Source organism: Flavobacterium fluvii (assembly GCF_900129545.1).
Classification (GTDB): domain Bacteria; phylum Bacteroidota; class Bacteroidia; order Flavobacteriales; family Flavobacteriaceae; genus Flavobacterium; species Flavobacterium fluvii.
Genome location: NZ_FQWB01000008.1, coordinates 1 through 21,285, shown reverse-complemented (window position 1 = coordinate 21,285; position 21,285 = coordinate 1). Strand labels below are relative to the sequence as shown.

Sequence of the window (21,285 nt, the reverse complement as noted above, 5' to 3'; positions counted from 1 at the left end):
ATAGGTTTGATTTCAAAAAACCGCTAAGAACTACAACTCAACATGGAACAGCCTACTTTATCCCTGGCCCAATCAGGTCTTTTGGCAAACCATTTTTGATTCTCTGGTTGCTCTTCATAAGGCTTTTTAAGCAATTCAAACAGTTCATTAAGCAATGAATAATCTCCCTTGTCGGCGTCATCAATACACAATTGTGCCATGTAATTTCGCAATACATATTTGGGATTTACGGCATTCATGTGCTCTTTTCTTTCAGCATCCGATACCGTTTCTTGATTGATTCGGTCTCTGTAGTACCCCAGCCAAGCATGCCAGTTATCCAAAATAGATTCATTAAGCGCTTTTTCATCGTAAAAAGCGGCTGCAATTTTATCAAAAGCAATTTCAGCTGAATCCTCTTTCTGGATACTACCCAAATTTCTAAAGAAAATAGTCATGTCAGTTTCAACCAATTGAAGGAGTTCGATTAGGCTTTCAATTAAAATAGCATCCTCGTCTTTCATTATTTTGAACCCGAGTTTATTCCGCATCATATTCAAATATTCCTTTTGATAATCAGTACTAAAAGTATTCAAAACAGCTTCGAGTGGTTTGGCATCATTGATTAAAGGATACAAAGCATTGGCCAATTGGTATAAATTCCACAGCGCCATTTCGGGTTGATTGCCAAATCGGTATCTTTTGTGTTGCCTATCGGTTGTATTGGGAGTCCAGTTTGGATTGTAATCTTCCAGCCATCCATAGGGACCGTAATCAATAGTTATGCCGTGGATCGACATATTATCGGTATTCATGACACCATGGACAAAGCCAACGCGTTGCCAATGAACAATCATGTCCAGAGTAGTTTGTGATACCGCTTGAAAAAAGTCAAGGTATTTTTCTACGCCTTCACTTTTAATCTCGGGAAAATGATGTTTGATGGTATAATCCGTCAACGATTGAAGCGTGGCAAGGTCATTTCTGGAAGCAAACAATTCAAAATTACCAAAACGAATAAACGATGCTGCCACCCTGCAGACGATGGCTCCTTTTTCATAAGCCGGATTTCCGCTGTAAAGTATGTCACGCAAAACTTGGTCGCCGGAAAGCATCAACGAAAGTGAACGCGTGGTCGGGACACCCAAATAATGCATGGCTTCTGCACACAAATGCTCGCGTATGGAAGATCGCAATACTGCAAAACCATCTGCGGTACGGGAATAAGGTGTAGGTCCAGCTCCTTTTAACTGCAAAGTGCATGACTTATCATTATAGACTACTTCAGTTAGATTGATGGCACGACCGTCTCCCAATTGCCCTGCCCAATTCCCGAACTGATGTCCGGCATAAGCTAGAGCGTACGGTTTAGTTCCTGGATAAACAGTATTTCCTGAAAAGGTATTCAAAAAATCAGCTGAAAGAATGTCTTCTTGGGATATTCCAAACAAATTGGCCACCTCCACAGCAGTATGAATCAAAGACGGATTTGATGGCTGTTTTGGCTGTACATACGAAAAACAAGCTTGCTCTACCTGTCTCGGTATATTGATTTCACTGGAGTCAGCTGGCAATTCGGTTGTAAAATTATTTTGTATGTGAAGTTTCATCTCTTTGCAGAATTATATTTGTGTAAAAGTATTGCATACCCAAGACAAATTTGGATTCTTATGATAACTTTATTTTATGGGTAAAATCATTTTGGCTATAAAACAAAAAAGCGACAAACCCTGTCGCAAAAAAAATCCTGAGTAAAAACTCAGGATTCTGACAAAAATGTCTGGCTAATCATTTAGGATTTGAATTTCACGTCAAAAACATAATCTTGATCTACCTTTAATTCCGTTGAATTAAGCATTTTGTAATTTAAATTGTTTTTAATGTAGTTGTTTAACTCCACATTGGTTGAGTTGGTTTGCAAAACCACGATTTCATTATTTGAATTGATTCTAATTTTTACTTTAACCACTTTTTCATCTTCCAATTCTCCGATATCCGAAGTTGGGCTAAGTAGTCTTGATAATTCTTTGGATACTCTAACATGATTTTTTTTAGAGCTCGTTTCTTTTGCTGAAACAAATGAAACGCTCATAAATAATACTAGCGAAATGGATAAAATTAATTTTTTCATGATATTCATTTTTAAGTTAAATGTTCTTTTTGACAATTCAAAACTACAATCCTTTCCAAAGAAAACACCACCCCAAAACAGAACTTAACACAATGATAAACAGCATTATAAATATTGATAAATTGAATCCATAATTTTAGTAAATTAAAATTAGCATATCAATTTATGTTGATTAATAAAATTAACATATCTACAAAAAAAGCAATGAAACCATGCAGAAATCTAATATTTGAAACCTGATTAACCCTATAACACTGTGTTAACATCAGGAAAACATCTTATTTATACAACAAAAAAATCCTGAGCTCTCACTCAGGATTTTAGTATAAAAGTATTTCTTGTTTGATTAAGAAAGTGCAGCTTGTACTTGATCGGCAGCTTCTTGAAATTGTACTGCAGACAAGATCGGCATTCCTGAATTATCAATTAATTCTTTGGCAATCTCTGCATTTGTACCTTGCAAACGAACAATGATTGGCACCGTGATAGCGTCACCCATATTTTTGTAAGCATCAACAACACCTTGGGCAACACGGTCACAACGAACGATTCCTCCAAAAATGTTGATCAAAATTGCTTTTACGTTTGGATCTTTCAAAATGATGCGGAACGCTAATTCCACACGTTTTGCATCGGCAGTTCCACCAACGTCCAAGAAGTTTGCCGGTTCAAAACCTGCATATTTAATTAAATCCATCGTTGCCATGGCAAGTCCGGCTCCGTTTACCATGCAACCTACGGTTCCGTCCAAATCCACATAGTTCAAACCTGCTTCTTTCGCTTCCACTTCAATAGGGTTTTCCTCACGAACGTCACGCATTTCGGCTAATTTTGGATGACGGAACAAAGCGTTGTCGTCTAAATTTACTTTGGCATCAACAGCAATAATTTTGTTGTCGGAAGTTTTCAATACTGGATTGATTTCAAACATCGAAGCGTCAGAACCGATGTAAGCTTTGTATAAAGCATCCACAAACTGAACCATTTCTTTGAAAGCATTTCCAGAAAGACCTAGATTAAAAGCAATTCTTCTTGCTTGAAAACCTTGCAACCCAACAGTTGGATCAATTTCTTCCGTGAAAATTAAGTGAGGAGTGTGTTCAGCCACTTCTTCAATATCCATTCCACCTTCGGTAGAATACATAATCATGTTGCGACCTTTACTTCTGTTCAACAAAACAGACATATAAAACTCTGAAGTTTCACTTTCGCCTGGATAATAAACATCTTCGGCAATCAAAACTTTATGTACTTTTTTACCCTCGGCAGATGTTTGAGGCGTGATCAATTGCATCCCGATTATTTGTTGTGAAATTTCTTCCACTTGTTGAAGGTTCTTGGCAAGTTTAACTCCACCACCTTTTCCACGTCCACCTGCGTGAACTTGGGCTTTTACAACATGCCATCCTGTCCCAGTTTCGGCAGTTAATCGTTTTGCAGCGGCAACTGCTTCTTGTGGGTTGTTAGCCACATAACCGCGTTGCACTTTTACGCCATAGCTGGCTAGAATCTCTTTTCCTTGGTATTCGTGTATGTCCATATTAAAGTATTTGGCAAATTCCTAATTTATTTCTGGAATAGTGTGCGACAAAAATAGATAAATTCATCTTAACTCTAAAATATTTTTCTGGAATAAAAGACTAAATCACAATAAAAGAAAAATTAGTTGTTTTAAGCCGATTTAAGCTCCATCAGTCGAACTCCAGAAGGTTTTTCACAAAATGTTAGTTTTTTGTACTAATATGATGATTGAAGTAACACTAATAAAAGTAAGAATAACATTAATTTAACACAAATTTATACTTTGAGTCCTAAAAAAAATTATCAATTTATCAATTTCGATGTACAAGAATGAATTATTAATCAATTATTAAACGTTTTTCTATTATTACTGTAAAAATGGAAAGTAAGCAACGTTTTCAATTCATTATATTTAATGAAATCTTTATTTTTGCATAAAAATTAATAAGCATGAAAATTAAAGAACAAGGTCTTTATTTGCCAGAATTCGAGCATGAAAACTGTGGGGCTGGGTTTATCTGCAACCTTAAAGGCGAGAAAACAAATCAAATCATACACGACGCATTAGAAATCCTTGTAAAACTCGAACATCGTGGAGGTGTGAGTTCTGACGGGAAAACTGGAGATGGCGCTGGACTATTAATTGACATACCTCACGAATATTTCAATAGAGTTTGCGATTTCAAATTACCGGAAGCGCGCGAGTATGCTGTGGGAATGGTATTTTTACCACAAACGGAAAATCAATACCTTTTTTGTAAAAATACATTCGAAAAAGAAATCAAGAACCAAGGATTAACCATTTTAGGATGGAGAGAAGTTCCTGTGGATTCTACCCAATTGGGTCCAATTGCAGCAGCATCAGAACCAAAAATTGATCAAATTTTCGTTGGAAAAAGTGAACCAATTGATGATGCTACCTTCAAAGCTAAATTATATGCTGCCCGTAAAATTACGGAGCATACCATTATCAATTCTAAAATATCTGAAAGCTCGTACTTTTACATTCCGAGTTTCTCGACCACTACCTTAATATATAAAGGTATTATTATGCCCGAAGATATCGGACCATATTATACCGACTTGCAACAAACCGATTTGGTAACGCGTTTAGCATTGGTTCACCAACGTTTCTCTACCAATACAATGCCTTCATGGGATTTGGCTCAACCATTTAGATACATCTGTCAAAATGGAGAAATCAATACTTTGCGTGGTAACGTGAGTAGAATGCGTGTTCGTGAAGAAATCATGAAAAGCGAGGTTTTCGGACCGCAAATCGAGAAATTATTCCCAATCATTATTCCTGGAAAATCGGATTCGGCTTCCATGGACATGGTGGTTGAATTGTTGATGCACACAGGAAGATCATTGCCGGAAGTAATGATGATGATGATTCCAGAAGCATGGGAAAAGCACAAAACCATGTCTGCCGAAAGAAAAGCATTCTACGAGTACAATGCTTGTATTATGGAGCCATGGGATGGCCCTGCTTCGGTTCCGTTTTCTGATGGGGATTATGTGGGAGCTTTATTGGATCGTAATGGTTTAAGACCTTCTAGATATACCGTAACCAAAAGCGGAAAATTAATTATGGCATCAGAAATTGGTGTTGTGGAAATTGATCCGGAAGACGTGGAAAGTCACGGTAGATTGGAACCAGGAAAAATGTTCTTGGTTGACATGAACGAAGGACGCATCATTAATGACGAGGAAATTAAAAGTAAAATCGTTTCTGAAAGACCATACCAAGAATGGTTGAAAGAATACAGACTGCACTTAAGAGATGTACCTTTCACTTCTGAAGTTTGTCCAATAGAAACTATCGACTTACCTACAAGAGAACGTCTTTTCAACTATACATTAGAGGATATTCAAGACATGATTACTCCTATGGCACAGACTGGAAAAGAAGCTTTAGGTTCCATGGGAACAGACACGCCTCTTGCCGTATTGTCTGATAGACCACAATTAATTTCCAACTATTTCAAACAATTATTCGCCCAAGTTACCAATCCACCTTTGGATGGAATTCGTGAAGAAATTGTTACAGACATCAGTTTGGCATTGGGTCAAGACCGAAACATTTTTGATATTTCCAGCAAACAATGCAGAAAATTAAGAATTCAAAATCCGGTTATTTCCAACAGGGATTTAGAAAAAATAAGAAACATTTCGATAGACCATTTCAAAGCGGAGACTTTCCAAATATTATATCCTAAAGCAAAAGGATTGAACGGATTGGAAGATGCCTTGGATGCCATTATTGTTCAAATCACGAAAGCAATAGAAAGAGGCACCAACATTATCATCTTGTCTGATAGAGGCGTGAACAAGGAGTTTGCTCCTATCCCATCTTTGTTGGCTTGTTCTTATGTTAACCACCAAATGAACCGTTTGCGCAAGCGTTCTTATTTTGATATCATCATCGAATCTGCCGAACCACGTGAACCACATCATTTCGCCACTTTGTTTGGATATGGTGCAAGTGCCATCAATCCTTACATGGTAAACGAAATCATCCGTGTTCAAGTAAGAGAAGGCTTTATCACGGGGATAGACGAAGAAAAAGCCGTGTATAATTTCAACAAGGCAATTGGTTCAGGAATTTTGAAAATCATGAACAAAATCGGAATCTCTACATTACACTCGTACAGAGGTTCCCAAATTTTCGAAATTGTTGGTTTCAACTCTAAATTTGTTGAAAAATATTTCCCGTATACAGCTTCAAGAATTCAAGGTATTGGATTGTATGAAATCGAAAAAGAAATTAACGAAAGATACAAATATGCTTATCCAGACAATTTAATTCCAAACCGATTGGGATTAAATATAGGTGGTGAGTACAGATGGAGACGTAATGGGGAAAGACATATGTTCAACCCAACCACGATTGCCAAATTACAACAAGCTGTACGTTTGAGCGACCAAACCAGCTATGATGAATATTCTAGAGCAGTAAACGATCAGGCTCAAAATTTAATGACTATTCGTGGTTTATTCGAATTTGACAACTTGAATCCGATCCCATTGGATGAAGTAGAACCTTGGACTGAAATCGTGAAACGTTTCAAAACAGGAGCCATGTCTTATGGATCCATCTCTAGAGAAGCACACGAGAATTTAGCTATCGCCATGAACCGTATTGGTGGTAAATCCAATTCTGGAGAAGGTGGAGAAGACAGAAAACGTTTTCAACCAGACATGAATGGAGACAGTCGCAACTCGGCCATCAAGCAAGTAGCTTCTGGACGTTTTGGGGTAACTTCACACTACTTGTCCAGTGCAAAAGAAATTCAAATCAAAATGGCCCAGGGTGCAAAACCTGGAGAAGGCGGACAGTTGCCAGGGGAAAAAGTATTGCCTTGGATTGCATCGGCTCGTAACTCAACTCCTTATGTTGGATTGATTTCGCCACCGCCACACCATGATATTTATTCTATCGAAGATTTGGCACAATTAATTTTCGACTTAAAAAATGCCAACAGAGAAGCTCGCATCAACGTGAAATTGGTTTCCGAAGTAGGTGTTGGAACAATTGCAGCAGGTGTTGCCAAAGCAAAAGCAGACGTTGTGTTAATCGCAGGTTATGATGGTGGAACTGGAGCCTCTCCTCTGACATCATTGAAACACGCCGGTCTTCCTTGGGAACTTGGATTGGCCGAAGCACAACAAACCTTGGTTTTAAACAACCTAAGAAGCAGAATCGTAGTGGAATGTGACGGACAATTAAAAACAGGTCGTGACGTGGCTATCGCTGCTTTATTGGGAGCTGAAGAATTTGGTTTTGCCACTGCCCCACTTGTAGCTTCTGGTTGTATCATGATGCGTAAATGTCACTTGAATACCTGTCCAGTTGGTATAGCAACCCAAGACAAAGAATTGCGTAAAAACTTCAAAGGAACACCTGAACACGTTATCAATTTCTTCTATTATGTTGCAGAAGAATTAAGAGGTATTATGGCTCAATTAGGTTTCAGAACTTTAGAGGAAATGGTGGGACAAACTCACAAAATTAATTCCAACAAAGCCATCACGCATTATAAAGCAAAAGGTTTAGACTTGTCATCCATCTTGCACACTCCAGACGGATATAGCGAAAGAATTGTTAGGAACACTGAAAAACAAGATCATGGTTTAGACAATGTACTTGATTTCCAAATCTTGAAAGATTCACATCGTGCGTTGTACAGAAAAGAAAAAATGACTTTGAATTACCCTATCAAAAACACCGACCGTTCTGTTGGAGCTATTGTAAGTAATGAAATTTCAAAAATATACGGATACCTTGGTTTACCGGAAGACACTTTAAACATCAACTTCAAAGGTTCTGCCGGTCAAAGTTTGGGTGCGTTCAGTGCTCACGGATTGACATTCACGGTTGAAGGAAACACCAATGACTATTTAGGAAAAGGACTTTCTGGTGCTAAATTAATCATCAAGAAACCTGCAAAAGCGACATTCATTGCCGAAAACAATATTATCGTTGGAAACGTTTGTTTGTTTGGAGCAATTGAAGGAGAAGCCTACATAAATGGTATTGCGGGAGAACGTTTTGCCGTTCGTAATTCTGGTGCAACAGCAGTTGTGGAAGGAGTTGGAGACCACGGCTGCGAATACATGACAGGTGGTAAAGTAATTGTTTTGGGTAAAACTGGAAGAAACTTTGCTGCTGGTATGAGTGGAGGTATTGCTTACATCTACGATCCTGAAAACAAATTCACAAACGGATTGTGTAATACCGAATCAATTGCATTTGAAACAATAGAAGCAGAAGAAGCTGAAGAATTGAAAGCATTGATTGAAAAACACGTACGCTACACAAAAAGTACAAAAGGAAAAGAATTATTGGCAGATTGGTCAACTAGCTTGAACAAATTTGTGAAAGTAATGCCTATAGAGTACAAAAAAGCGTTAAAACGTCTGGAAACAGAAGAACAAATGGTAGAAGAATTAACAGCATAATAATGGGAAAAGTAACAGGTTTTAAAGAATTCGAAAGACAAGATGAATCATACACTGCGGTAAAAGAGCGTGTAGGACATTATAATGAATTTACGGTTCCTTTGAGTGATGCTGAAATTACAAAACAAGGATCTCGTTGCATGGATTGTGGAATTCCTTTTTGTCATAGTGGATGCCCTCTAGGAAATTTAATTCCAGATTTCAATCATATGGTACACCAAGGTGAATGGCAAAAAGCCTCTTGGATACTACATTCAACCAATAATTTCCCTGAATTCACGGGACGTTTATGCCCAGCTCCTTGCGAAAAAGCATGTGTATTGGGAATTATTGCAGAGCCAATCTCAATTGAAAACATAGAAAAAAATATCGTTGAACGCGCCTTCGCAGAAGGATGGATCAAACCACAACCTCCAAAAACAAGAACTGGAAAAACAGTTGCCGTTGTAGGTTCTGGCCCAGCAGGGTTGGCTGCAGCACAACAATTGAACAGAGCAGGACACTTGGTTACCGTATTCGAAAGAGACGATGCTGTTGGAGGATTGTTGCGTTACGGAATTCCTAACTTCAAATTGGAAAAAGGAATTATTGACCGTCGTGTAGCTATTTTGGAAGCCGAAGGTATCACGTTTAAAGTAAATACCAACGTTGGTGTAAACTACGATATCAATGACTTGAAAGCTTTTGATTCTATCGTGCTTTGCGGTGGAGCAACAGAAAGAAGAGGCTTGCCAACTCCAGGAGCCGATGCTGATGGAGTGGTTCAAGCAATGGATTTCTTGACACAGCAAACCAAAGTGGTATTCGGTCAAAAAGTAGAAAACCAAGTATTGGCTACCGGAAAAGATGTTATCGTGATTGGTGGTGGTGACACCGGTTCTGACTGTGTGGGAACTTCAAACCGTCATGGTGCCAAATCAGTGACCAACTTTGAGATTATGCCAAAACCTCCAGTAGGAAGAAGCGAAACAACTCCTTGGCCTTATTGGCCACTACAACTGAAAACTTCTTCTTCTCACAAAGAAGGAGTGGAAAGAAACTGGTTGATCAACACCAAAGAATTCGTAAAAGATGCCAATGGTAAATTAATCGCCCTGAAAACAGTTAATGTAGAATGGAAATTGGTTCCTGGACAACGTCCTGAATTAATTGAAGTGGCAGGATCCGAAAAAACTTGGCCTTGTGATTTAGCCTTGTTGGCCTTAGGTTTCACAGGTCCTGAAAAAACATTGAGCAGCCAATTAGGGTTAGAAACGGATTTCAGAAGCAACTATAAAGCTACAAATTATCAAACCAATGTTCCCAACATCTTCACTGCTGGTGACATGAGAAGAGGACAATCGTTAATCGTTTGGGCTATCTCCGAAGGTCGCGAGGCTGCAAGAGAAGTTGATTTATATTTAATGGGATCAACCAATTTACCAACCAAAGAAGGTGGTGATTTGCCAACTGTATAATAACAAACAACTATTTTTTAAAAGACCTTGATTCATTTTCAAGGTCTTTTTTTGTTTTAAAAAACCAAGAAAAAGAAATGAAATTTCGTTTTTCAAACAATTTGTTATATTTTGTTTGTTTTCAATTATTACTTGTGTGTATCAATAAAGAATAATAAATTTGCCAAAAATGTATCACAATGCAAGCAAAAGAATTAGTACAATTAGCAGAACAATTTGGAAGTCCATTATACGTCTATGATGCGGCAAAAATTCAATCACAATATAAAAGATTAACAAGTGCTTTTTCTAAAGTAGAGAAATTGCGCATCAATTATGCCATGAAGGCGTTGTCCAACATTGCCATTCTTCAATTGTTGAGAGAAATGGGTTCATGTATCGACGCTGTTTCGATTCAAGAAGTTCAACTCGCACTTCATGCAGGATATTCTCCTGATCAAATCTTTTTTACGCCAAACGGTGTTTCTTTGGAAGAAATCGAAGAAGTATCGGCTTTGGGAGTTCAAATCAACATTGACAATTTGTCGATATTGGAACAATTTGGAACAAAACATCCAAACGTTCCTGTTTGCATCCGCCTAAACCCACACGTGATGGCTGGTGGAAACGCCAACATTTCTGTAGGTCATATCGACAGTAAATTTGGCATTTCAGTTCATCAATTGCCACATTTGGTTCGCATTGTCGAGAACACAAAAATGAATATCGTTGGAATCCACATGCACACGGGTTCTGATATATTGGATATTGAAGTATTCTTGTATGCGGCAGAAATCTTGTTTGACGCAGCCAAAAGTTTCAAAAATTTAGAGTTTTTAGATTTCGGAAGTGGTTTCAAAGTGCCTTACAAAAAAGACGATGTTGAAACCGATATTGAAGAATTAGGAAAAAAATTATCCAAAAGATTCAATGCTTTCTGTAAAGAATATGGGAAAGATTTGACCTTGATTTTTGAACCTGGAAAATTCTTGGTAAGTGAAGCTGGTTATTTCTTGGCCAAAGTAAATGTGGTAAAACAAACTACTTCAACTGTTTTTGCTGGAATCGACAGTGGTTTCAACCACTTGATTCGACCAATGTTTTACGGCTCGCAACATCATATCGAAAACATCTCCAACCCAAAAGGAAAAGAGCGTTTCTACTCCGTTGTGGGGTACATTTGCGAAACAGATACTTTCGCCAACAACCGTAGAATATCCGAAATCAACGAAGGTGATATTTTGAGTTTCAGAAATGCCGGAGCTTATTGCTTCTCGATGTCATCCAACTACAATTCTCGCTACAAACCAGCCGAAGTATTGTGGTTAAACGGAGAAGGTCATTTGATACGAACCCAGGAAACTTTCGAGGATTTACTTAAAAATCAAATCCCGTTGCCAGTAATAGCAACAGCATAATAAATAACGAATCCCATTTCAACAAAATTGAAATGGGATTTTTTTTTGAGATTAAATTATATTAGATTTACTTCATAGTTAGGGAATCCAGTTTCTTTAAAATGAGAATGTCGATTTTATCAGCTAAATGAATTCTCTTTTAAAACATGAGTTTTATCATATTGAACAGCTTTTAATTTGGTTAATTTCACATCGAACAATTAAATATAAAAAAATGAAAAAAATAACAATTTGGAGTGTGGCAAGTATAGTGGCATTGTTGGTTTTGGTTCAATGCAAACCTAATAATGAAAAGCCTGAAGTTGCAACGGCAGTGGAAAATTTAGATGCAGATTCAAATTTCCATGAAATCACTGTCAAAGAAGTTTTAAATGCAAAAGCCTACACCTATCTTTTGGTAACCGAAGGAGAAAAAGAATATTGGATAGCTGTTCCGTTAACAGAAGTAGAAATAGGAAAAACCTATACCTATGAAGGCGGAATGGAGATGAAAAAATTTGAAAGCAAAGATTTAAAAAGAACTTTTGATTCAGTTTTCTTTGTTGAAGGATTAACAGATCCAAACCCTCCTGCTGCAGTAACTGAAACTGTCATAGATCCTAAAAAAATAGCGCCTGTCACCGAGTTGGCAAAAGGAATTACTTTGGCCAAAGGTGGAATCTCCCTATTTGATTTGTTTTCAACTAGAGATAAATTAGCTGGTAAAACCGTTATTTTAACAGGTAAAGTGGTAAAGTTTATGCCAGACATCATGTCGAAAAACTGGATTCATTTACAAGACGGAACAAGTTTTAACGGATTTAACGACATCACGATTACTTCTTTGGCCAAGTTGAAAGTGGATGAAATAGTTTCCCTAAAAGGCAAAGTTGTTTTAAATAAAGATTTAGGCTCAGGTTATAAATACGATGTTCTCATCGAAGATGCTGTTGTCGTAAAATAAGCCCAGCTCCGATATTTCGGAATCCATAAAAAAATCCCATTTCAATTAAAAATGAAATGGGATTTCTTTTTGATTTGTTCCATCCTGAAATAACAGAAAAGAAAAGTATTAAAATATTATTTCTCCCCCAAAACCTCTTCCAAGACATTGGCTTCCGTTCCGTTTGGAAAGCTGATTTTAATTTTTTGGGCAATCGTTGGGGCAATTTGGGTAATTACTTTTTTGTTGAACGATTCTCCGTGTTTAACGTTCCATCCGTAGAACAACAAGGGCACGTGTGTATCATAAGTGTAAGTAGTACCGTGAGTTGTTCCAGTTGTTCCGTGTTGAATATAACCCGGTTTATCCAGAACAATCAAATCCCCGTTTTGCGTGACGTCATACCCTTTTGCAATGAAATTCAGGTAATAATCATTCCCTGTGGAGGCTAGAATTTCTTCTTCGGTATAGACTCTTTTTATCTGTTTTTGCGTCATCAAATAGTCCTTGAAGGATTGTTTTACTTTTGCCAATTCCAAACCTTTGGCTTTGATAATTTCTTTATTGAAGAACAAATTCCAACTGGAATAATTCAAGACCAAATCTTCTCCAAAAGTATCAACAGAAAACTTTTTTAAATCTTTTCTAATTTCCTTTCCTTCCAGGTTGGTAACATTGTATTTATGGTCTTTTAGGTAACTACCGTTTTCTGCACCTGCATGGTCTGCGGTCAAGAAAAGCAAATAATTGTCTTTGCCTACAGTTTTGTCCAAATAAGTCAACAAATCGGCAATAGTTTGATCTAGTCGCAAATAAGTGTCTTGCAGTTCCATCGAACGTGGCCCAAGAATGTGCCCCACATAATCTGTAGAGGAAAAACTAACTGTCAAAAAATCAGTAACATCATCTTTTCCTAATTCCTCTTTTTCGATGGCTCTCTTGGCAAATTCAGCCAAAAAATCATTTCCGAAAGGAGTTACTCGAATCACTCCAGCATCATTTTTGTCATACATATCTTTTAGATTGTATGGGAAAACTGGTGCTTTACTGTCGTATAATTTTCCTTCATAAGGATTGTCGTCTTCCATACTTTCGTTGTAGGCGGCAATAGGTTTCAACAAATCCCAACCCTTGGTAATATAAGGCATATATCTTTTTTCTTGGTTGAATTCCGTTACCCAATCCGGTAATTTCTCGCCATAAAAAGTGCTGGAAATAAAAGACCCTGTTTTGCTGTACCAAAAAGCCCAGTTGGCAAAATGTCCTGCCGGCAGAATAGCTCCCCTGTCTTTCAAACTCATTCCAATAACTTTTCCCTTGAAGTTGGTCGCCAATCGCAATTCGTCTGTAATGGTGGTACTGAGCAGGTTTTTTGGAGACATTTCGCCTTCCCCTTTTGTGCCGTCGCCAATCGTTTTTACGGAAGCATCATCCGTGCAATACATTTCTTTTTTCAAAGTTCTGCTAAACCATTCATTGCTCACAATTCCGTGGGTTGCCGGTGTGGTTCCAGTATAAATCGAAGCGTGTCCTGGTGCAGTATAAGTCGGCATATAATTGTAATGCATATTCTGGAACGTATAGCCCTTGCCCATTAATCGCTTGAAACCATTGGGAGAAAAATCATCCGAGAAACGATATAAATACTCCATTTTCATTTGATCAACCACAATTCCGACCACTAATTTAGGACGTTCTTGGGCTTGAATACCCACAATCACGAAAAACGACAACAATAAAAACAACTTTTTCATAGTACACTTTTTATAGAGACAAAATACATATTCGATGGTAAAAAACTGGATTGTGAGAACCTTTTACAGGTATAAATTAAACCTATTTATGATTTGTAATTGGAAATATTATAGACAATAATCCGGTTGTCATAATTGATGTAAAGCTGTTTCCGATTGTCCTGCTTCTTCCTCGTAATAATCGAAAGCGTGCAATCGTCTCCATTATTGTCCTTGCAGGTAAAAGAGTAAACACTGTCTGTTTCATTTTCTGTCAAGGGAACATAATCAATTATTTCGAACAATTGAATCACTTCGGAATAAACAACAATTCGGCTTTTATCCGTATCCAATGCCACTAAAATATTGACTAAATCCAAGTCGGACCATTTGCCCCATTTGCCTTTTTGGTCTTTATGCATGACGCTAAGACCAGAAGTCGTGAATCGATAGGTTTGACCATAAGATTGTTGCAATCCCATTGCAAAAAAAGCCAGAACAATAATTGTTTTTATTTTCGCCATTTAAGTATAAAATTAGTAGGTCTTCAAAAGTAATAAAATTTGAAACTAGAAATCAAATTTATCGACTTCTTTTCTAGCTTGTTCAAAGTCTGCAATCATTTCCAAAATAATGTCCGCAGCTGGTTTAATGTCGTGAATCAATCCCGAAATTTGCCCAATTTCGAGTTCGCCTTCGTCCAAATCACCTTCAAACATACCGTGCTTTGCTCTTGCCCTGCCCAAAAGTGCCGCCAACTCTTCTTTCGTTGGACATTTTGAATACAATTGCTGAACGTCTTGGTAAAATTTATTCTTGATTAATCGAACGGGAGCCAATTCTTTCAAGGTGAGCTGCGTCTCCCCTTCCTTGGTTTCGATAATTTTGTTTTTGAAATTTTCGTGCGCCGATGATTCCACCGATGCGGCAAAACGACTTCCCACTTGCACGCCATCTGCTCCAAGAGCCATGGCGGCCAGCATTCCTCGACCGGTTGCAATTCCGCCAGCGGCAATCAGCGGAATCTTGATTTTTTCTTTCACCATCGGAATCAAGGTAAAAGTCGTGGTTTCTTCTCTTCCGTTGTGTCCTCCGGCTTCAAAACCTTCGGCAACCACGGCATCGACTCCGGCCACTTGCGCTTTCAAGGCAAAAGCGGAACTGCTCACCACGTGAACTACCGTTATTCCTTTTTCCTTCAAAAAAGAAGTCCAGGTTTTTGGATTTCCAGCCGAAGTGAAAACTATTTTCACGCCTTCTTCGACAATAATGTTGATGATTTCCTCGATGTAGGGATACAACATCGGGACATTTACCCCAAAAGGTTTATCGGTAGCTTTTTTACATTTCTGAATGTGTTCCCGCAAAACTTCGGGATACATCGAACCCGATCCAATCAATCCCAAACCACCGGCATTGCTTACCGCACTTGCCAATTTATAACCAGAATTCCAAACCATTCCAGCTTGAATAATGGGGTATTTGATTTTGAAAAGTTGGGTGATTTTGTTCATTGAAGCGTTTAAATGTTACTCTTTTATAATTTTTCCACTTTTGGCAAAACCATTCGATTCTATTTTATACAAATAAGTTCCTTTGCTCAAGGATTTAATCGAAATGACGGAAGATTGTTTTGTTATTTTTTCTTCCAAGACTTTTTGTCCCAAAACAGTATAAAAGACGGCATTCCCCGTGTTGAATCCTTCGGACAAAGTAACCGAAATGGAATCAGTGGCGGGGTTTGGATAAACGATAAAATCACTTTTTGAATAATCAGCAACCGATAATGCATTTCCATTGACCAAAGCCAAACTAAAATCGGGAATTCCATAACCATATTGTACGGTTGGTGCTGTATATCTATCTGCCGATTGTACAATTAATTGCTTGATTTGTTGATTCGTTTTTGTAGGCAAAGCTTGCCACAAACAAGCTACCATTCCCGCAACAATGGGACCTGAATATGAAGTTCCACTTCCAGTATTGATAATATTTCCCGAAACATCGGAAACATACGGATTTTGGCCTTGAGCCGTGACATCGGGCTTTACCCTTCCATCATAAGTTGGTCCTTGTGAACTAAACGTAGCATAAGTTTCGTCCGCTTTTACCGCACCAATTGTCAATGCATTTAAGGCATCTGCCGGTGCCGAAACATAATGCCAAGCCAGGTTTCCTTCATTTCCTGCCGAAACTACACAAACCATTCCACGACTGAAAGCCACATCAACGCCTTTCGAAATGAAAGCGGTAACGCCATTCATGTCGGTGTAAGTCAAATTATAATTCGAATTGTCAAATGTGGTATAACCCAATGAAGTCGTAATAATATCAACCCCCAACCTATCGGCTTCTTCGGCGGCTTCGACCCAATTTGATTCTTCAACCGGATTTTCAGAAGCACCATCTTCCGTGATGAATAAATAATAGGAAGCATCTGGAGCAGTTCCCACAAGAGCGTTGTCAACATAACCTCCCATCAAGGAAAGCACCGAGGTTCCATGAGTAGCTCCCGTGTAAAAATTAGTGCTTTTATCGACATAATTGTACCCTCCAAGAATCTGGTTGTTGGTTCTTAACCTGGCAAAGGTCGGAGCGGTATCCACGCCAAGAAATCCGCCATCCATTACGGCAATTATTTTTCCGGAACCCGTATAATTGGATTGGTGCAACAAATGCCCATTCAACATTTGAATTTGATTGGCAGAATTGCCGTAATTAAAAGTTGTTGTCGTCTGCAAGGTTTTGTTTACAGGCTTGTTTTTACCCTGTTTTGGTGCACTGATTTTATTCACGTTGATTGATCGATTGGCGAATTCAACTTTTTCCACAAAATACAATGATGTAAGTGCCGTAATATTGGCTTGCAAACCACGAACGTGGACACAATTGAACCATTTGGATTTAGCTTTCACGGTAATTCCTGCTGATGCAATAACTTGGTCGATATAAGGTTGGTAAATGGGAACATCTTTACTGTCCAAGGGAATGCCTTGATTGGTTCTTCTGTCCAAAGCTCTTTGTGAAAGCATCGTCAAGGGATTGGCCAAATAAGTTGCCGCATCTGGTTTATCTTTAAAATATACCCAGGCATCTTCTTGAGAAAAGCCAACAAAACTGGAAACTAAAAACAGGAAAAGATATAATTTTTTCATATTTTTTTTGGAAATGAAAGACTAATTTAAGCAATTACTCCCGAACCCACTAATTCATCGTCTAAATACCAAGCTACGAATTGTCCTTCTGTTATGGCTGATTGTGGTTCTTCAAAAGCCACGTACATTCCGTTTTCGAATTGGTGTAAAGTCGCTTTTTGCAAAGGTTGACGGTAACGAATTCGTGCCATCACTTCCATCGTTTCGCCATTGGCTAGAGCCAAATCCGTGCGAATCCAATGCACTTCTGATTTTTCGACAAACAAGGCTTTTCTGAACAATCCCGGATGTTGACTCGTTAAACCAGTATAAATAGAATTGGTTTCCACATTAGTTGCAATGATAAACAAAGGATCGGTTGTTCCGCCGACATTAAGTCCTTTTCGTTGTCCTGTCGTGAAATAATGTGCGCCTTGATGTTTGCCCACAACTTTTCCCATTTCTGGAGTGTAGTCTATTTTTTTTGCATCAAAAGCCAAGGCTTCTTCAACAGAAAGATTTATTGGCTTTTCTGAATTATAAACAGGATAATCTTTGTCAATTTGAAAAATCAATCCGTCTTTGGGTTGTAATTTTTGTTGTAAAAACTCCGGTAATCTCACTTTTCCAATGAAACACAATCCTTGTGAATCTTTCTTTTCGGCGGTAACCAAATCCATTTCGGCAGCTATTTCGCGCACTTCAGGTTTTGTCAATTCACCAATTGGAAACAAGGATTTCGCCAATTGTTCTTGGGATAATTGACACAGGAAATAAGATTGGTCTTTGTTGTTGTCGGCTCCAGCCAAAAGTTGATAGACTTTTTCGCCGTTGACTTCAGTTTCTCCTTTTCGGCAATAATGACCTGTTGCCACATAATCGGCTCCAAGACTTAAAGCGATTTTCATGAAAACATCGAATTTTATTTCGCGATTACAAAGCACGTCAGGATTTGGAGTTCGCCCTTTTTCATATTCGTTGAACATATAATCAACGATTTTCTCTTTGTATTCTTCGCTTAAATCTACCGTTTGGAAAGGTATGCCCAATTTTTCGGCAACCAATAAAGCATCGTTACTGTCTTCGAGCCACGGACATTCGTTAGAAATGGTTACCGAGTCGTCGTGCCAATTTTTCATAAAAAGACCTATGACTTCGTAACCTTGCTGCTGCAATAAATAAGCCGCAACACTCGAATCTACACCACCTGAAAGCCCAACAACTACACGTTTCATTTTGAAATAATTATAATTTTACAAGGCTGCAAAGTTACAAAGATTTACGACAGGATTGGCGGATAATATAGGATTAACCTTTTGTTGTGAAATTTTACCACAAACGTCCAATTTTTTTTTAATGATTTTGAAATTGAAGTTCCCAAAGATGGGAAGTGGGACTAATTCTTTTTGGCTTTTGGCTTAGTTTGGGGAAAACTCATATTCTCTTCTTTGACCAATTTTCCTTTTTGGAAAAACTGCCAAATTCCCGATTTCTTGCCATTGACGAATTTCCCCGTGGAAACAATTGTTCCGTCATCAGGATTCCTGAAAGTAGCCAAACCATCATATTCGTTGTTCTTGTAATTGGATTCTTCGATGATGATTCCGTTTTCTGCATATTTTTTATAAGTACCGTTTTTCAGGTCGTTTTTATACATCGTTTCTTCTGCAATTTTTCCGTTTGGATAAAAAACGGAACGCAAACCCTCCAGCTTGCCTTTGCTGTAATTTTCGGTAGCCATTATTGCTTTTGACGCTTTATGGTAATAAGTCCACGGCCCTTCAGACAACTTGTTCACGACCTTGCCTTCACTCACTTTATTCTTGAGTTGATCGTACATAATCGTGTAAGCTGAATTGTCTGTGGCATTAAATTCCCGGGTAGCAATGACTCTTTTTGTTTTGGCATTATCAAAGAAGGTAAAAACCCCTACTTCTTTACCGTGTTCAAAAGTTCCTTCGTATTTTGGGTTTTTGGTATCTTGATAAAAACCTTTCCAAAGTCCGTGCTTCTTGCCTTTTTCGTCTAATTTATTGTAATCGGTTTGCGACAACAGGGTTTGGCAAAAAAAGAAAAACAACACTATTTTAAAAAAACTAAACTTCATTTTAATCATGATATTTATCCATTTAACGGACAATTAATTAATACTGTTTGCTTGGGCAAAAGTACATTTTATAACAACATCTTGTTTCATTAGCCATTAGATTTAAGAAAGCTTTATAACCTCATTTTGACATCCTCCGTAAAGATCAAAAAACTTTTGTTTATCATTTCAAAACTTTTTATGCTAAAAAAAGCCAGCCCGTTAATCGGGCTGGCTTTGATTAAAATATTTTAATAAATGCTTATTGTTTAATCAATCTTATTGTTTTTTTGTTGGCACCTTGATTGACTATCGTGAAATAGGATCCTGCCGGCAATTCTTCTCCGAAAACAATTGGTTGACCGTCGGTGCTTTCGATTTTTTTCACCGTTCTACCCAAAACATCGTACAACACCACCTCAATTTTTTCTTTGCTGCCGCCTTCCACAACCAACGTGAATTGGTATTTGGCAGGATTTGGATAGGCAATAACATTGAAAGGAACCTGCTCTGAAACTTTTTCAACAACTTCAGCCGTTTTGGCATTGTTTTTCTTCACTTCGTGAATTACAATTGAACCACCACCAAGTGCTGTTATTGCATCTGCATTATCTGCAGCTCCTATTTGGTTGTCATATACTGTACCGAATGCATTCCATATTTTAATTCTAAATTTGTCCTGAACAACGGTAGATTTCTTGTCACCATCAATGCCGGATACCATAAAACTGTATCCAGAAATTCCGTTTATCGTTCCTTTTCCTTTATATATTGCTTGCGCACCAGCTATTACCAATGACATAGCATCGTGGCTGCTACTGGAGAAATTTAGATTTCCTGTATGAAATTGAAACTCTGTATTTCCATCCACTTGAGTACTTCCTTTTTTGTATTTGGCATTAAAACCAAAGTTGGCTTTTCCTGTAAGAGCTGGGTTAGCTGTATAAGCGCCTGCAGGAGAATTAATCCATCCACCACCTGTTACGAAGCCACCACTTGGATCGTAAACGGCAAGATATGCAGTTGATGTAGCACAACCCGAACCTGCTACAGCTGTAATCTTATATACTTCAACTGCAAGACCGCCAAGTGAATAGGTTGCTAAGCCATTGCTGTTGGTTAATACTGTAGGATAAATTATAGGTGTGCCATTCCCATTATCAAGCGTAAATACAACAGGTATTCCCGAAAGATCACCAGATTCTGATGACGTAACCGTTGCACTTAAAGTTATTGGTGAACCTAATGCTACTGGAGCGCTACTGGCACTTGCATCGATAGAAACACCATAAACAGTAAATGTACCAGCTACAAGATTAAAGCTGTAATTATTATCTAAACCTCCTGATAAAGTAATTGAATCAAGGTAGTTTGCTGCAGTTGTTGTCACATTAACTGTTGTACTGATTACTGGTGGTGTATCAATTGCTTCTACTCCATTCACCCATCCGCTGTATGTAAAAGTTAATTGTGGATTAGGCTGACCACAGTATTTGGATTTATCAGCTGCTGTAACAGTCAATGCGGCTTTGGTAATTGCAAATTGTGCTGTTGGGAAACTGATGGTATAGTTTGCATCTACTGCTCCAGATGGGGTGATGGTATAATTACCAACATCTTCTCCCGCTGCTCTTGCAATGCTCACTGGCGTGTCTAAATCAGCTTCATCATCACCATTTACAAATCCTGTAATGGTAAAAGTCAAGGTTGGATCTGTTGCTCCATATACTTTTGTTTGTCCTGCATTAGCTGTAACAGTCAATGCGGCTTTGGTAATTCCAAATTGCGCTGTTGGGAAACTGATGGTATAGTTTGCATCTACTGCTCCAGATGGGGTGATGGTATAATTACCAACATCTTCTCCTGCTGCTCTTGCAATGCTCACTGGCGTGTCTAAATCAGCTTCATCATCACCATTTACAAATCCTGTAATGGTATAAGTCAAGGTTGGATCTGTTGC

Annotated in this window: 14 protein-coding genes; 4 read left to right on the top strand and 10 right to left on the bottom strand. The window is 38.2% G+C overall.

The features are described from left to right. Positions 1-23: 23 nt before the first annotated feature. From BUC16_RS15065 to sucC, 3 genes are all read right to left on the bottom strand, one after another. On the bottom strand, positions 24-1,589 hold the full coding sequence (locus BUC16_RS15065) for a protein adenylyltransferase SelO (RefSeq protein ID WP_073371641.1): 1,566 nt from the start codon (positions 1,587-1,589) through the stop codon (positions 24-26). 182 nt (positions 1,590-1,771) lie between these two features. Beyond that, on the bottom strand, positions 1,772-2,110 hold the full coding sequence (locus BUC16_RS15060; RefSeq protein WP_141226177.1) for a hypothetical protein: 339 nt from the start codon (positions 2,108-2,110) through the stop codon (positions 1,772-1,774). A 346-nt stretch (positions 2,111-2,456) separates the two neighbouring features. Further along, positions 2,457-3,650, bottom strand: coding sequence for an ADP-forming succinate--CoA ligase subunit beta (gene sucC, locus BUC16_RS15055; RefSeq protein WP_073371639.1), 1,194 nt, complete (start codon positions 3,648-3,650; stop codon positions 2,457-2,459). Positions 3,651-4,081: 431 nt separating this feature from the next. Between sucC and gltB the strand changes: the two genes are divergently transcribed. The 4 genes from gltB (at position 4,082) to BUC16_RS15035 (ending at position 12,393) form a co-directional block, all read left to right on the top strand. Next, positions 4,082-8,596, top strand: coding sequence for a glutamate synthase large subunit (gene gltB, locus BUC16_RS15050; protein ID WP_502493347.1), 4,515 nt, complete (start codon positions 4,082-4,084; stop codon positions 8,594-8,596). 2 nt (positions 8,597-8,598) lie between these two features. After that, positions 8,599-10,053 (top strand): glutamate synthase subunit beta, encoded by a 1,455-nt coding sequence (locus tag BUC16_RS15045; RefSeq protein WP_073371638.1) that lies wholly within the window; start codon positions 8,599-8,601, stop codon positions 10,051-10,053. Positions 10,054-10,232: 179 nt separating this feature from the next. Further along, positions 10,233-11,450, top strand: coding sequence for a diaminopimelate decarboxylase (gene lysA, locus BUC16_RS15040; protein WP_073371637.1), 1,218 nt, complete (start codon positions 10,233-10,235; stop codon positions 11,448-11,450). A 214-nt stretch (positions 11,451-11,664) separates the two neighbouring features. Next, positions 11,665-12,393: a hypothetical protein gene (locus BUC16_RS15035; RefSeq protein ID WP_141226176.1), complete on the top strand. Its 729-nt coding sequence runs from the start codon at positions 11,665-11,667 to the stop codon at positions 12,391-12,393. A gap of 116 nt (positions 12,394-12,509) precedes the next feature. On the opposite strand, the gene pafA is transcribed toward BUC16_RS15035, so the two are convergent. The 7 genes from pafA to BUC16_RS15000 all read right to left on the bottom strand — a co-directional run. Next, a complete protein-coding gene (gene pafA / locus BUC16_RS15030; protein WP_073371635.1) occupies positions 12,510-14,126 on the bottom strand; it encodes an alkaline phosphatase PafA in 1,617 nt (538 codons plus the stop codon). Positions 14,127-14,212: 86 nt separating this feature from the next. After that, positions 14,213-14,629: a hypothetical protein gene (locus BUC16_RS15025; RefSeq protein WP_073371634.1), complete on the bottom strand. Its 417-nt coding sequence runs from the start codon at positions 14,627-14,629 to the stop codon at positions 14,213-14,215. 45 nt (positions 14,630-14,674) lie between these two features. Then, complete coding sequence (locus BUC16_RS15020; RefSeq protein ID WP_073371633.1) at positions 14,675-15,619, bottom strand: NAD(P)H-dependent flavin oxidoreductase; 945 nt, start codon at positions 15,617-15,619, stop codon at positions 14,675-14,677. A gap of 15 nt (positions 15,620-15,634) precedes the next feature. Beyond that, a complete protein-coding gene (locus BUC16_RS15015) occupies positions 15,635-17,260 on the bottom strand; it encodes a S8 family peptidase (RefSeq protein ID WP_073371632.1) in 1,626 nt (541 codons plus the stop codon). Positions 17,261-17,286: 26 nt separating this feature from the next. Further along, positions 17,287-18,474 carry a tRNA 2-thiouridine(34) synthase MnmA gene (gene mnmA, locus BUC16_RS15010; protein WP_073371631.1) on the bottom strand — a complete coding sequence of 396 codons (1,188 nt, stop codon included), beginning with the start codon at positions 18,472-18,474 and terminating at the stop codon, positions 17,287-17,289. A gap of 161 nt (positions 18,475-18,635) precedes the next feature. Beyond that, on the bottom strand, positions 18,636-19,346 hold the full coding sequence (locus BUC16_RS15005; RefSeq protein WP_244534375.1) for a toxin-antitoxin system YwqK family antitoxin: 711 nt from the start codon (positions 19,344-19,346) through the stop codon (positions 18,636-18,638). Between the two features lie 241 nt (positions 19,347-19,587). Next, a partial coding sequence (locus tag BUC16_RS15000; protein WP_141226175.1) for an MBG domain-containing protein occupies positions 19,588-21,285 on the bottom strand: 1,698 nt, incomplete at its 5' end.